The sequence below is a fragment of the Thiemannella venezuelensis genome (assembly GCF_014203605.1).
Taxonomy (GTDB): domain Bacteria; phylum Actinomycetota; class Actinomycetes; order Streptosporangiales; family Streptosporangiaceae; genus Planomonospora_A; species Planomonospora_A venezuelensis.
In genome coordinates this window covers 21,607-34,926 of sequence record NZ_JACHJJ010000014.1, presented here as the reverse complement: position 1 = coordinate 34,926, position 13,320 = coordinate 21,607, and the positions used below count along the sequence as shown (strand labels likewise).

The 13,320-nt window shown below is 72.1% G+C and carries 11 protein-coding genes; 10 read left to right on the top strand and 1 reads right to left on the bottom strand.

Annotated elements, in window-relative coordinates:
- Positions 1-88: 88 nt before the first annotated feature.
- From FHS22_RS39300 to FHS22_RS20555, 3 genes are all read left to right on the top strand, one after another.
- The gene (locus FHS22_RS39300; protein ID WP_184943896.1) at positions 89-1,027 is read left to right on the top strand and encodes a diacylglycerol/lipid kinase family protein; all 939 of its coding nucleotides are present in this window, start codon (positions 89-91) and stop codon (positions 1,025-1,027) included.
- Between the two features lie 71 nt (positions 1,028-1,098).
- A complete protein-coding gene (locus FHS22_RS20560) occupies positions 1,099-1,260 on the top strand; it encodes a hypothetical protein (protein ID WP_184943894.1) in 162 nt (53 codons plus the stop codon).
- Positions 1,261-1,430: 170 nt separating this feature from the next.
- Positions 1,431-2,474: a Gfo/Idh/MocA family protein gene (locus FHS22_RS20555; protein ID WP_338047852.1), complete on the top strand. Its 1,044-nt coding sequence runs from the start codon at positions 1,431-1,433 to the stop codon at positions 2,472-2,474.
- 36 nt (positions 2,475-2,510) lie between these two features.
- Here FHS22_RS20555 and FHS22_RS20550 read toward each other — a convergent pair whose 3' ends face one another.
- Positions 2,511-3,461, bottom strand: a complete 951-nt coding sequence (locus FHS22_RS20550; RefSeq protein ID WP_221473916.1) for an acetylxylan esterase — start codon at positions 3,459-3,461, stop codon at positions 2,511-2,513.
- 366 nt (positions 3,462-3,827) lie between these two features.
- Here FHS22_RS20550 and FHS22_RS20545 point away from each other — a divergent pair, with 366 nt between their 5' ends.
- From FHS22_RS20545 to FHS22_RS20515, 7 genes are all read left to right on the top strand, one after another.
- Positions 3,828-5,783, top strand: coding sequence for a beta-galactosidase (locus FHS22_RS20545; protein WP_184943889.1), 1,956 nt, complete (start codon positions 3,828-3,830; stop codon positions 5,781-5,783).
- Between the two features lie 122 nt (positions 5,784-5,905).
- A complete protein-coding gene (locus FHS22_RS20540) occupies positions 5,906-6,544 on the top strand; it encodes a DUF1961 family protein (protein ID WP_184943887.1) in 639 nt (212 codons plus the stop codon).
- Complete coding sequence (locus tag FHS22_RS20535) at positions 6,541-7,161, top strand: YesL family protein (RefSeq protein ID WP_184943885.1); 621 nt, start codon at positions 6,541-6,543, stop codon at positions 7,159-7,161. Before FHS22_RS20540 ends, FHS22_RS20535 begins: the two co-directional genes overlap by 4 nt.
- The gene (locus FHS22_RS20530; protein WP_260408125.1) at positions 7,161-8,711 is read left to right on the top strand and encodes an extracellular solute-binding protein; all 1,551 of its coding nucleotides are present in this window, start codon (positions 7,161-7,163) and stop codon (positions 8,709-8,711) included. Before FHS22_RS20535 ends, FHS22_RS20530 begins: the two co-directional genes overlap by 1 nt.
- Positions 8,712-8,771: 60 nt before the next feature.
- Entirely contained in the window at positions 8,772-9,743 is a 972-nt protein-coding gene (locus FHS22_RS20525) for an ABC transporter permease (protein ID WP_184943883.1), read from the top strand.
- Between the two features lie 12 nt (positions 9,744-9,755).
- Positions 9,756-10,631 (top strand): carbohydrate ABC transporter permease, encoded by an 876-nt coding sequence (locus tag FHS22_RS20520; RefSeq protein WP_184943882.1) that lies wholly within the window; start codon positions 9,756-9,758, stop codon positions 10,629-10,631.
- A gap of 11 nt (positions 10,632-10,642) precedes the next feature.
- Complete coding sequence (locus tag FHS22_RS20515; RefSeq protein WP_184943880.1) at positions 10,643-13,270, top strand: exo-rhamnogalacturonan lyase family protein; 2,628 nt, start codon at positions 10,643-10,645, stop codon at positions 13,268-13,270.
- The last annotated feature ends 50 nt before the right edge of the window (positions 13,271-13,320 follow it).

Genomic DNA, 13,320 nt, shown 5'->3' with positions numbered 1-13,320 from the left:
GGGCCCCGCCGTCGGCCGACGGCGGGGCTCTACCATTTACCGGGAGCGTCTCCGTGAAAATGGGAGCCTCTCCGTGAAAAGGGGAAGAGTGAGCGAGCTTCGCAGCAAGGCCGAGCACACCGAGGCCATCCGCACCGGGGGCAGGGTGTGCGTGGTGGTCAACACGCGGTCCCGTCGCGGGCGGCACCGCTACCCGCGGGTGCTGAGCACGCTCCGTGCCGAGGGCTTCGACCTGCTCGGCGTCTTCCCCGTGGACGACCCCAAGCGCCTGCGCGCCACCCTGGACGCGGCCCTGGACGCCAAGCCCGACCTGCTCGTCGTGGGCGGGGGCGACGGCACGCTCAGCGCCGCCGTCAAGCACGTCGCCCACCGCGACGTCGCCCTCGGCGTGCTCCCGCTGGGCACGACCAACAACTTCGCCCGCAGCCTCGGCCTCCCGCTGGACCTGGCCGGCGCGATCCGGATCTTCCGCACCGGCAAGGTCGCCGACATCGACCTGGGCATCGCCGGCGACCGGGAGTTCGCCAACCTGACCAGTTTCGGCGTCTCGGTCGAGGTGGCCGGGACGGTCAGGCCCTGGCTCAAGCGCCTCCTCGGCCGGGCCGCCTACCCGCTCACCGCCCTGACGATCCTTCCCGGCCACCGGCCGTTCCGCGCGTTCATCACGGCCAACGGCAAGCGCCACGAGCTGCTCACCCACCAGCTCAACATCGCCAACGGCCGCTTCCACGGCGGCTGGCAGGTCGCCCGCGACATCAGCATCGACAACGGGCTCCTGGTCGCCTACCAGCTCGGCTCGGGAAAGCGTCTGCGGCTGCTGCTGGAGACCCTGGTCCGGGCGAGCACGGGCCGCTGGCGCAGCCTCGCGGGCGGCCCCTTCGTCCTGGGCACCGAGATGTACCTGGAGACCGACCCGCCGATGGCCGCCGACGTCGACGGCGAGGTGCGGCTGCGCACCCCCATCACGATCAGGACCGTCCCCAACGGCCTGCGCGTGATGGTCCCGGAGAGCTTCGTCGACTCCTGACGCGTCGCCCGGCCGCCGATTGGACCGCGCTCCACGGGGTAGCCGTCCTTCCACACGACGATGGAGGAGACATGGCATCACTGATATCCCGCCTCCGCGCCTACCTGAGCACGCCCCAGGGGCGCAGGAACCTCGAGAAGGCCAAGGCGATGGCGCGCGATCCGCGCAACCAGCAGAAGGCGCGGACCCTCCTGTCCAGGCTGACGGGCAAGCGCACCCGGCCCCGCTACTGACGCGCTCCGGCCGCGGTGGGGGGCCGTGGCCGCGAGCAGTTATTAAAACGTATCAATCATATACCGGCCGACGCCGGGATCCGGTGAGGAAGATGACGTTAACATCCCAGGAAAGAGCGGCGACCTCTCCCGCTCGCGATGTGAAAACGTTCTAGATGTTAGGTCATCCTGTGATCCGAGCCGCAATCGTGGGCGCGGGCGCCATCGCCGCGCACGGGCACATGCCCGCCGTACGGGAGCACCGCTCCCGCGTCGAGACGGTGGCCGTCGTGGATGTGGACGGGGCCAGGGCCGAGGCCTTCGCGGCCGAGCACGGCGTGCCGTCCGCCTACACCGGCCTGGCCGCGATGCTCGGCGCCGAGCGGCCCGATCTGGTGCTCGTCTGCACCCCCTCGCACCTGCACGCCGACCAGGCGGTCGCGTGCCTGGAGGCCGGGGCGTGGGTGTGGTGCGAGAAGCCGCTGTGCCGGTCGATGGCCGAGCACGACCGGATCGAGGCGGCCGAGGGGGCCGCCGGGCCGTACGCCGCGGTCGTCTGCCAGCAGCGCTCCGGTTCCGGCGCCGACCACCTGCGCGAGCTGACGGCGGCCGGGGCGCTCGGCCGCCCGCTGGTGGCGCAGTGCGTCACCGCCTGGTACCGCGACCACGACTACTACGCGGTGCCGTACCGCGGGCGGTGGGGGGCCGAGGGCGGCGGCACCACCCTGATGCACGGCATCCACCAGATCGACCTGATGCTCTCGGTGCTCGGGCAGTGGACGGAGGTCCGCGCGATGGCCGGGCGGCTGGACCGGCGGATCGAGACGGAGGACGTCTCGGTGGCCGCGGTGCGCTTCGAGGGCGGCGCGATGGCGAGCGTGGTCACCAGCGTGCTGTCCCCGCGCGAGGAGAGCTACCTGCGCTTCGACTTCACCGGGGGCACGGTCGAGCTGCGCCACCTGTACGGCCACCGCAACGAGAACTGGAGCTCCACCTCGCCGCTGTGGAACCCGCCCCACGACGTGCCGAGCGGCCACGGGGCGCAGCTCGGCCCGCTGCTCGACGCCTTCGAACGGGGGGAGCGCCCGCCCGCGAGCGGTCCCGACGGGCGGCGCGCGATGGAGTTCGCCACCGCGCTGTACGCCTCGGCCGTCACCGCGCGCCCCGTCCGCCGGGGGGAGATCACTCCGGACAGCCCGTTCTACCACCGGCTCGACGGGGGCCGGGGCCTGTGAGGCGGGGGCGGGGTCCGCTCCCGCCCCCGCCGGACCTCAGCGCAGTCCGGCGGCCACGGCGAGCTGCTCGACCACCTGCGCCGAGCCGCCGCCCTCGTGGCCGTTGTACGGCCAGATGCGGATGTCCTTCGGCCCGGCGTAGTGGTTGTAGGCCGCGAACACCGTCGAGGGCGGGGTGACCCCGTCGCGCAGGGCGACGGAGAACAGCGCGGGCGTCGTGCCGCGCGCGGCGAAGTTCACCCCGTCGAAGTAGTCCAGGGTGGCGAAGACCTCCTCCACCCGGTGCCGCTGGGCGGTGAAGAACCGGGCCAGCTCCGCGTACGGCTCGGCGTCGGTGATCTCGGTGGCATGCCGGATGTGGGTCATGAACGGCACGTCGACGAAGGCGTGGAGCAGGTCGGGCACGAGCGCGCCGACCGCCATCGCGATGCCGCCGCCCTGGCTGCCGCCGGAGACGACGACCTTCGAGGCGTCCACCAGCGGGTGGGAGCGGGCGGCCTCCACGGCGCGCACGCCGTCGGTGTAGAGCCGCCGGTAGTAGTAGTCCTCGGGGGACGAGACGCCCTGGGTGAGCCGCCCCGGCGCGGAGGGGCCGCCGGCGGCGGCCGGGTCGGGGGTGTCGCCGTGCCGGTTGCCGGAGCCCTGGCCGCGCGAGTCCATCACGAACACCGCCCAGCCCGCGCTCGGCCACAGCAGCCAGTCGTGCGGGAAGCCGCGCCCGCCGTTGTAGCCGATGTACTGCACCACGCACGGCAGCGGCCCGGCGGCCCGCGCCGGGGTCAGCAGCCAGCCGCGGACGGGGTGGCCGCCGAAGCCGGCGTAGGTCACGTCGGAGCAGCGCACCTCGGCCAGACCGGTCTCCACCTCGGTGAAGACCGCGCCGAGCTCGTGCTCGCGGGCCTCGGACAGGGTCCGCTCCCAGAACCCGGCGAAGTCCGCGGGCTCCCGGCGGGCCGGCAGGTACGCGCGGAGCCGGTCGAGTGGCATGTCCACGAACAAAGTGATCTCCTCGGAGAGAGGCCCGGATTGAAACGTTCTTCTCCATCGGGGGCCGGAAGGGGATCCGGCGATCTTCCGGTCGGTAACGTTCGGGTAACCCGGGCGGGCTGGGGGAGTGCCGGAGGATCCGCGAAGCAACGTTCCTGCCTGCGGAAACCGCGGGCGGCACGGACCCATTGTGCGGGTTCGCCGGGGCGGCCGCCACCGGGGGACAGGGAAAGGGGCTTGTGCGCCAGGTAGAGGAACGTTTTAATCCCCGGTAAAGCAGACGTAACACACCCGTGCTGGGCGTGACACACCCGTGTTAACGGTAACAGCGGGTGCTGTTCTTCGACGTGAAGGGCGGTGGGCGGTATGCGCGGCGGCATCGCCTACGGCGGGGACTGGAACCCCGAGCAGTGGCCCGAGGAGACCTGGGCCGAGGACGTCGCGCTGATGCGCGAGGCCGGCGTCACCCGGGTCAGCGCCGGGATCTTCTCCTGGTCGCTGCTGGAGCCCGCCGAGGGCGTCTACGACTTCGGCTGGTTCGACCGGGTGCTGGACCTGCTGGCCGGCGCGGGCATCGAGGCCTGCCTGGCCACCCCGACCGCCGCGCCGCCGCCGTGGTTCGCACACGCCTACCCCGAGGCCCTGCCGGTCGACGCCGACGGGCGGCGGCTGCACCACGGCAGCCGCCAGGGATTCTGCCCCAGCTCGCCGGTCTACCGCGCCAAGGCCCTGGAGATCACCGAGCGGGTCGCGCTGCGGTACGCCGGTCACCCGGCGCTGGCCGTGTGGCACGTGCACAACGAGTACGGCTGCCACAACGCCCGCTGCTACTGCGACGCCTCGGCGGAGGCGTTCCGCGCCTGGCTGCGCGGGCGCCACGGCACCCTGGAGGCGCTCAACGACGCCTGGGGGACGGCGTTCTGGTCCCAGCGCTACAGCGACTGGGAGCAGATCCTGCCGCCCCGGGCCACGCCGAGCTTCACCAACCCCGGCCAGCAGCTCGACTTCCGCCGGTTCAGCTCCGACGCCCTGGTCGAGCTCTACACGGCGGAGCGGGACCTGCTGAAGAAGATCACCCCGGACGTCCCGGCCACCACGAACCTGATGGCCGGGGCGCACTGGGACATGGACTGCTGGGCCTTCGCCGCCGAGGTGGACGTGGTCGCCACCGACCACTACCTGATCGGCGGGCGCGAGGATCCGCACATCGACCTGGCCTTCGCCGCCGACTACGCCCGCTCCCTGAACGGGGGCCGCCCGTGGCTGCTGATGGAGCACTCCACCAGCGCGGTCAACTGGCAGGGCCGCAACCTCGCCAAGGCCCCCGGCGAGCTGCGCCGCAACTCCCTGGCACACCTGGCCAGGGGAGCCGACGCGATCATGTTCTTCCAGTGGCGGGCCTCGCGCGCCGGGGCCGAGAAGTGGCACTCGGCGATGCTGCCGCACGCCGGCACCGGGACCAAGGTCTGGCGGGAGACGGCCGCGCTCGGCGCGGAGCTGGCAGGCCTGGCCGAGGTGGCCGGGAGCACGGTCCGCGCCGAGGCCGCGATCCTGCTCGACCACGCGAGCGTCTGGGCCCAGGACCACCCCGCCCAGCCCTCCGGGGACCTGGATCCGGCGGAGGAGGCCAAGCGCTGGCACGCCGCGCTCTGGCGGGCCGGGATCACCTGCGACCTGGCCCACCCCGAGGGCGACCTGTCCGGCTACCGCCTGGTGCTGGCCCCCGCGCTCTACCTGGTGAGCGACGCGGGGGCGGCGAACCTGGAGGGGTTCGTCCGGCGGGGCGGCGTCGCGGTGGCCGGGCCGTACAGCGGCATCGTCGACGAGCACGACCGGGTACGGCTCGGCGGCTACCCGGGTGCCTGGCGCGAGCTGCTCGGGGTGAGCACCGAGGAGTTCTTCCCGCTGCCCCCGGGCCGCGCGCTCCGGCTGGCCGGCGGCGGCACCGGCCGGATCTGGAGCGAGGCGGCCCGCGCCACCACCGCCGAGGTCCTCGACTCCTACGCGGACGGGCCGCCGGCCGGCGCGCCCGCGTGGACCCGCAACGCCTGGGGCGGGGGAACGGCCCACTACCTGACCACCCGGCTCGACGACGCCGCCCTGGCCGCGGTGCTCGCCGCCGCCTGCGCCGAGGCGCGCGTGGAGCCGCCGGCCCGGGCCCCGGCCGGGGTCGAGGTCGTACGGCGGGCGCACGCGGACGGCCGGTCCTACCTGTTCGCGATCAACCACACCGGGGACGACGCCGTGGTGACGGCGCCGGGCGGCGAGCCCGTGCCGGTGCCGGCGGGCGACGTCCGGATCGTCCGGCAGCCGGGCGGCTGACCGGCCGGGCGCGACGATCCGGAGCACGGCGGCCCGGCCGCCCCTCCCGTGGGAAGGGGCGGGCGACGGTCGTTGGGAAAGCGCTTACACACAAGAACGGCCACACTCAGGAAGGCGACGGAATGCCGTACAGCAACCCCCTCGCCTCGCCCGCGGACCTTGACGGCTTCCGCCTGGAGGGCGAGGGGGCGATCTCGTTCCCCATGGGCAGGATGAGGCTGGAGAGCCTGCGGCCCCCGGAGGACGGCCAGGACGCCAACATCGTCCTGTGGTGCCCCGAGGACTTCCCCGCGGACGTCACCGTCGAGTGGGACTTCTGGCCCGTCCGCGAGCCGGGCCTGTGCATCCTGTTCTTCCATGCCAGGGGCAGGCAGGGCGAGGACCTGTTCGACCTCGCGCCCCGGACCGGTCCCTACGAGCAGTACCACCACGGCGACCTGGACGCCTACCATGTGTCCTACTTCCGCCGCATGTGGCCTTCGGAGCGCCGGCTGCACACCTGCAACCTGCGCAAGAGCCACGGCTTCCGCCTCGTCGCCCAGGGCGCGGACCCGCTCCCGGCGACGCTGGACGCGCAGGGGCCGTACCCGGTGCGCCTGACCGTGCACCGGGGCGAGGTCGCCTTCCGGATCGCTGACCTGGTCTCGTTCCGCTGGCGGGACGAGGACCCGCTGCCCGGCGGGAAGATCGGCTTCCGGCAGATGGCCCCGATGATCGGGGAGTACGCGAACCTGCGGGTCACGCCCGGCGGTGCGCCGTGACCGCCTGGCCGATCAGGCTGCACGCGGCCTGCGACGAGCTCGTCTGGGCGGCCAGGCTCAACCTCGCCTGGATCGTGTTCACACTCGCCGGGGGAGCGGTCCTGGGGATCGGGCCCGCGACCGTCGCGGCGTACACCCTCGCCCGGCGGCACGCCCGGGGCGAGTCGCTCCCGCTCTGGAGGGAGTTCGCGGCGGTCTACCGCCGGGAGTTCGCCCGCGGCTCGCTGCTGGTGCTCCCGCTCGTGGCGGCGGCGGGCGTGCTGTACGGCAACCACCGGTACTTCGCGGCCCTCGGGCAGGGGGCCGAACCGCTCAGGCTGGCGACCCTGGCGGGGCTGATCGCACTGGCCGCCGTCACGGCCTACCTGCTGCCGATGTACGTCCACTACGACCTGAAGCCGCTCGCCTGCCTGCCCCGGGCGTCGCGGCTGGTCCTCGCCCGTCCCGCGTCCACGGTCCTGCTGCTGTTCGTCCTGGCGGCGGTGGTGTCCGCGGCCGGGATCCTCCCCTTCCTGGCGCTCGCGCTCGCCGCCGGCGCCTGGATCCAGCTCAACACCTGGCTCTGCCTGCGCTTCTTCGCCGAGAACGAGGCACACCTGCACCCGAAAGGCGTCTGATGAGAACCACCCCCCGCCGGCTGCTCGCCGGAACGATCGCACTGACGACCGCGCTCGTCGCCGCCGCCTGCGGCGGCGACGACTCCGGGCAGAAGGCCGCGAGCAACGAGCTGACCATGATGGTCCCGCTCTTCGGCACGGCTCCCGACCCCGAGGGCGAGGTGCAGCGGGCGGTCGAGAAGGTCGTCGGCAAGAAGCTCAAGATCACCTGGGTGCCCAACGCGGAGTACCAGGACAAGACCAACGTCACGCTGGCCTCGGACACGATCCCGCAGGTCATGGTCGTCCAGGGCAAGATCCCCGCGTTCGTCCAGGCCGCGCAGGCCGGGGCGTTCTGGGAGCTCACCGACAAGCTGGACAAGTACCCGAACCTCAAGGCCAAGTCCGAGCAGGCCGAGCGGAACGCCTCGATCAACGGCAAGGTCTACGGCATCTACCGGGTCCGCCCGCTGCTCCGCTCGGCCGTGCTGTACCGCAAGGACTGGCTGGACAAGCTGGACCTGAAGGTCCCGGAGACCGTCGACGAGCTCTACGAGGTCGCCAAGGCCTTCACCGAGAAGGACCCCGACGGCAACGGCAAGAAGGACACCTACGGGCTGATCCTCCCCAAGTGGCCCACCCCGGTCTTCTGCAGCGCCAGCCCGTACAACGCGATCGAGACCTGGTTCGGCGCCCCGAACTGCTACGGCGACCGGGGCGGCAAGCTCGTGCCCGCCTTCGACACCGAGGAGTTCTACACCGCCAACCGGTGGCTGAAGAAGATGGTCGACGAGGGCCTGGTCAACCCGGACTTCGCCACCCTCGACTCGGGCAAGTGGAACGACCCGTTCTACCAGGGCAAGGGCGGCATCATCATCGACGTCAACGTCCGGGCCACGCAGATGTACGGCCTGCTCAAGGAGCAGGACCCGGAGAACTACGGCGACAAGCTCGCGATGGGCGGCAACCTCAAGCGCCCCGACGGCCAGAAGTTCTCCTACCCCTTCGACGGCTACAACGGCTTCCTCGCCATCTCCAAGCAGAGCGTGCGCACCGAGGCCGAGCTGGACGAGGTGCTCAAGGCCCTGGACAGGCTGGCCACCAAGGAGGGCCAGACCCTGCTGGCCAACGGCATCGAGGGACGCAACTTCACGCTGGAGAACGGCTTCGACGTGCCGGTCGGCGACGACGACCCGGCCGTGAAGACCATCAACAACGACGTGGACTTCGCCTTCATCCAGCTCGGCACCTGGGCCACCATCGGCATGGGCGTCTACGAGGCGATGCCGGCCAGCGAGGCCGAGCGGGAGAACCTGCGGCTGCGCAAGGAGCTGGTGGAGCTCGACCTGCAGACCGCGGTGCACAACCCGACCCTGCCGATCGTCTCGCCCACCTACGTCAGCAAGGGCGCGACCCTCGACCCCATCGTCTCCGACGCCCGGGTGAAGTACCTGGCCGGTGAGATCACCGAGGAGCAACTCCGCGCCGAGGTCAGGCGCTGGCACGAGAGCGGCGGCGACCAGGTGATCGCCGAGATCAACGACCTGCACGCCAAGCTCGGCGGCAGCTGACCCGACCCGACCTGAAGGGGCCCGGCGGACCCGGGCCCCTTCCGGTGAAAGGAGGCCGCTGTGGCCACCGACCTGGCGCCGCCTCCCGCGCAGGCGGCCCCCAAGCCCGGGCGCGGTCCCGCGAGGGTGCCGGTCCGCGCCGCGCTGCTGCGCTACCGCTGGCTGTACCTGATGCTCCTGCCGGGCCTGGTCTACTTCGCGGTCTTCAAATACCTGCCGATGTACGGCCTGACGATCGCCTTCCAGGACTTCGTGCCGTTCCTCGGCTACTCCGGCAGCGAGTGGGTCGGCTTCAAGCACTTCGAGGACCTGTTCACCGGGCCCGACTTCGGCCGACTGCTCTCCAACACGCTGATCCTCGCGCTGCTGACGATCGTCTTCGTCTTCCCCGCGCCGATCATCGTCGCGCTGCTGCTGAACGAGCTCCGGATCAACGTGCTCAAGCGCTCGATCCAGTCCCTGATCTACATCCCGCACTTCCTGTCCTGGACGATCGTCGCCTCCCTGACCTACCTGCTGTTCGCGGTGGACTTCGGGGTGGTCGCGAACTTCATCCAGGGCGTGCTCGGCGGTCCCCCGACCGACTACGTCGCGCAGGCGGAGTGGTTCCGGCCGATCATCGTCATGCAGACGCTCTGGAAGGCGACCGGCTGGGGCACGATCATCTACCTGGCGGCGCTGGCCGGCGTGGACCCCAACCTGTACGAGGCGGCCCGCATGGACGGCGCCGGACGCGCCCGGCAGTTCTGGCACATCACACTGCCCGCCATCCGCCCCACGATCGTGGTCATGGCCATCCTCACCTCGGGCAACCTGCTCGACGCCAGCTTCGAGCAGATCTGGCTGATGACCAACTCGCTGAACCGCTCGGTCGCCGACGTGTTCGACACCTACGTCTACTACGTCGGCATCACCCAGGGCGCCTTCAGCTACTCCACCGCCGTCGGCCTGTTCAAGGGCCTGGCCGGCGTCGTCCTGATCTTCGGCTCCAACTGGCTGGCCAAGCGCCTGGGCCAGCGCGGACTGTTCTAGGGAGCGCCCGGCATGTCGGTCAACCACTACAAGTCCTTCGGCAGCCGCGTCTTCGACGCGCTCAACATCGCGCTGCTCATCGGCCTGGCCCTGATCACGGTGCTGCCGCTGCTCTACGTCCTGGCGGCGTCGTTCGCCACCGAGTCGGAGATCGCCACCCGGCCGTTCTTCCTCTGGCCGGAGAAGTTCGTCACCGACACCTACGCGTACATCTTCGGCACCGGCACGTTCGTCCGCGCCCTGGTCACCACGATCTGCGTGACGGCGGTGGGCACGCTGGTCCAGGTCATGCTGACGTTCACCATGGCCTACCCGCTGGCCAAGCGGTACCTGCCGGGCCGCGCGCTCGTGCTGAACCTGGTCATCTTCACGCTGGTCTTCAGCGGCGGCATGATTCCCACCTACCTGGTCGTCCGCGACCTGGGAATGCTCGACAGCTACTGGGCGCTGATCCTCCCGCTGGCGATCAACCCGTTCTACCTGATCATCGTGAAGAGCTTCTTCCAGGAGCTGCCGCAGGCACTGGAGGAGGCGGCGCGCATCGACGGCTGCTCCGAGACGGGCGTCTTCTTCAAGATCGTGCTCCCGCTCTCCAAGCCGATCATCGCGACGTTCTCGCTGTTCTACGCGGTGGGCATCTGGAACGACTACATGTCGCCGCTGCTGTACATCGACGACTCCAGCAAGTGGACGCTCCAGGTGCTGGTCCGGCAGCTCACCAGCGCCGACGCCGAGAATGCGCTGGCCCAGCTCGACTCGGTCTTCTTCCCGGCCGAGGGCCTGAAGTTCGCGGTCATCGTCATCGCGACGCTGCCGATCCTGTTCTTCTACCCCTTCCTGCAGAAGTACTTCGCCAAGGGCGTGCTGATCGGATCGGTGAAGGAGTGACGGCCGGGGGCGTGACGGAGCTGCGCTGGCTGGAGCGGCCGTGCCGGCAGGGCGTGACCTGGGGCGTGCCCTGGGCGCGCGGGGCCGTACCGCCCGGCACGCCGTTCGCGCTCGCCGGCGGCGTCCCGGTGCAGAGCTGGACCACCGCCACCTGGCCCGACGGCTCGGTCAAGTGGTCGGCCCACGCCATCGGCCCGCAGGCCGCACCCGCCGCGTCCTACGAGCTGGTCCCGGGCGCCGAGCCCGCCGCGCCGGAGGAACCGGTGACGGTCACCCGCGACGGCGACGTGCTGCGGGTGGCCACCGGACCGGTCGCCTGGGTCCTGTCCGGGACGGACCTGATCACCTCCGTCGCCCACGGCGGCACCGAGATCGCGCGCGGGGTGCGCCTGGTCAGCCTGCGCCAGGATACCCCCGACGAGGACGGCTCGCGCGTCCGCACGCCGTACACCGGGAAGGTCCGGCGGGCCGTCGTCGAGCAGGACGGCCCGGTCCGCGCGGTCGTCCGGTTGGAGGGGCGGCACGTCCCCGACGGGACCACCGGGGAGAGCGCGGCGGAGGACCCCGCGGAAGGTCCCCCGGAAGACGCGTCCTGGCTGCCGTTCACCGTGCGCCTGTACTTCTACGCCGGGGCGGCGGACGTGCGCGTCGTGCACAGCTTCGTCTGGGACGGCGACGCCTCCCGCGACTTCCTCGCCGGGCTGGGCCTGCGGGCGGACGTGGTCATGCGCGACGGGCTCCACGACCGGCACGTCCGGCTGGCCGGGGCGGAGGGCTTCCTCACCGAGGCCGTCCGCGGCCTGACCGGCCTGCGCCGCGATCCGGGCGGGGCCGTACGGCGGGCGCAGGTCGAGGGCCGCCCCACCGGCGGGATCGGCGACCCGGAGGTGGCCGGGCGCCTGCACCTGATCCCCGCCTGGAACGACTACACCCTCGACCAGGGCAGCGCCGACGGCTTCACCCTGCGCAAGCGCACCGCGCCCGGCCACGCCTGGGTCACCATCCCGGCGGGCACCCGGTCGCGGGGGTACGGCTACGTCGGCGGGACCGGCGGCGGCCTCGGTTTCGGCCTGCGCGACTTCTGGAAGCTGCACCCCGCGCGGCTCGACGTCCGCGGCGCCGCCACCGGCGTGGCCACGGCCACGGTCTGGCTCTGGTCGCCCGGCGCGCCTGCCATGGACCTGCGCTTCTGGCACGACGGGCTCGGCCAGGACACCCATTCCGGGCAGCTCGAAGGCCTGGAGATCACCTACGAGGACCACGAGCCGGGCTTCGGCGACCCGCACGGCGTCGCCCGCACCCACGAGCTGACCCTGCGGGCCTGCCCGGCCACCCCGCCGGCCGCCGAACTGGCCGAGTACGCCGACCTGCTCCAGGCACCCGGCCTGCTGACCGCAGCCCCCGGGCGGCTGCGGGCGGCGGGCGTGTTCGGCGCCTGGTCGCCGCCCGACCGGTCCACCCCGGCCGCCGCGGCCATCGAGGACCGGCTGGACTTCCTGACCGGCTTCTACGCCCGTCAGCGCGAGGAGCGCCGGTGGTACGGGTTCTGGGACTACGGCGACGTCATGCACGCCTACGATCCCGACCGGCACACCTGGCGCTACGACGTGGGCGGCTACGCGTGGGACAACTCCGAGCTCTCGCCGGACCTGTGGCTGTGGTACCAGTACCTGCGCACCGGGCGGGCCGAGGTGTTCCGCCTGGCCGAGGCCATGACCCGGCACACCGGCGAGGTCGACGTCCACCACCTGGGCCGGTGGAAGGGCCTGGGCTCGCGGCACAACGTGCAGCACTGGGGGTGCAGCTGCAAGCAGCTGCGCGTCTCCAACGCCGCCTACCGGCGCTTCTTCTACTACCTGACCGCCGACGAGCGCACCGGCGACCTGCTCGACGAGCTGTCCGCGCCCGAGGAGACGTTCCTCGCCCTCGACCCGCTGCGCAAGGTCCGCCGGGACGCCTACACCCCCGACCCCGCCGCCCTGGCGGTGGGCCTCGGCGTGGACTGGGGGGCGCTTGCCGCCGCCTGGCTCACCCGCTGGGAACGGCACGGCGACGAGCGGGCCCGGGACCGGCTGCTGGGCACCATGGCGGACATCGCGGCGCTGCCGTACGGCTTCCTCACCGGCGAGGCCCGCCTGGACCTGGCCACCGGGCGGTTGGACACCACCCGGGAGGCCGTCGAGGTCTCCCACCTGTCGGCGCTGTTCGGGCTCCCGGAGATCTGCGCCGAGCTGATCGACCTGGTGGACATGCCGGAGTTCGAGCGGGCGTGGCTGGACTACTGCCGGCTCTACCTCGCCCCCGCCGACCGGCAGGCCGCCGAGGTGGGCCGGGCGCTCTCCGGCATCTCGATGATCCAGGCGCACAGCAGGCTGGCCGCCTACGCCGCGGCCCGCACCGGCGACGCCGGGCTCGCCCGGCTCGCCTGGCGGAAGTTCTTCCACGACGAGGGCGACCGGCTCAACGTCAACCCGCTGCAGCGGGAGAGCGACTGGCGGCTGACCGAGGTGCGCGGCCCGGCCGTGCTCATGCCGGTCACCGAGGCGCCGTTCGTCTCCACCAACGACGCCGCCCAGTACGGCCTGGCGGCGATCCAGAACCTGGCGCTCATCCCCGGGCACCTGCCCGACTCCCCCTGACCTTTCCCCTCCTTCCCCCGTTCCGCACCCGGAGGTGCCCGGCCTGCAGG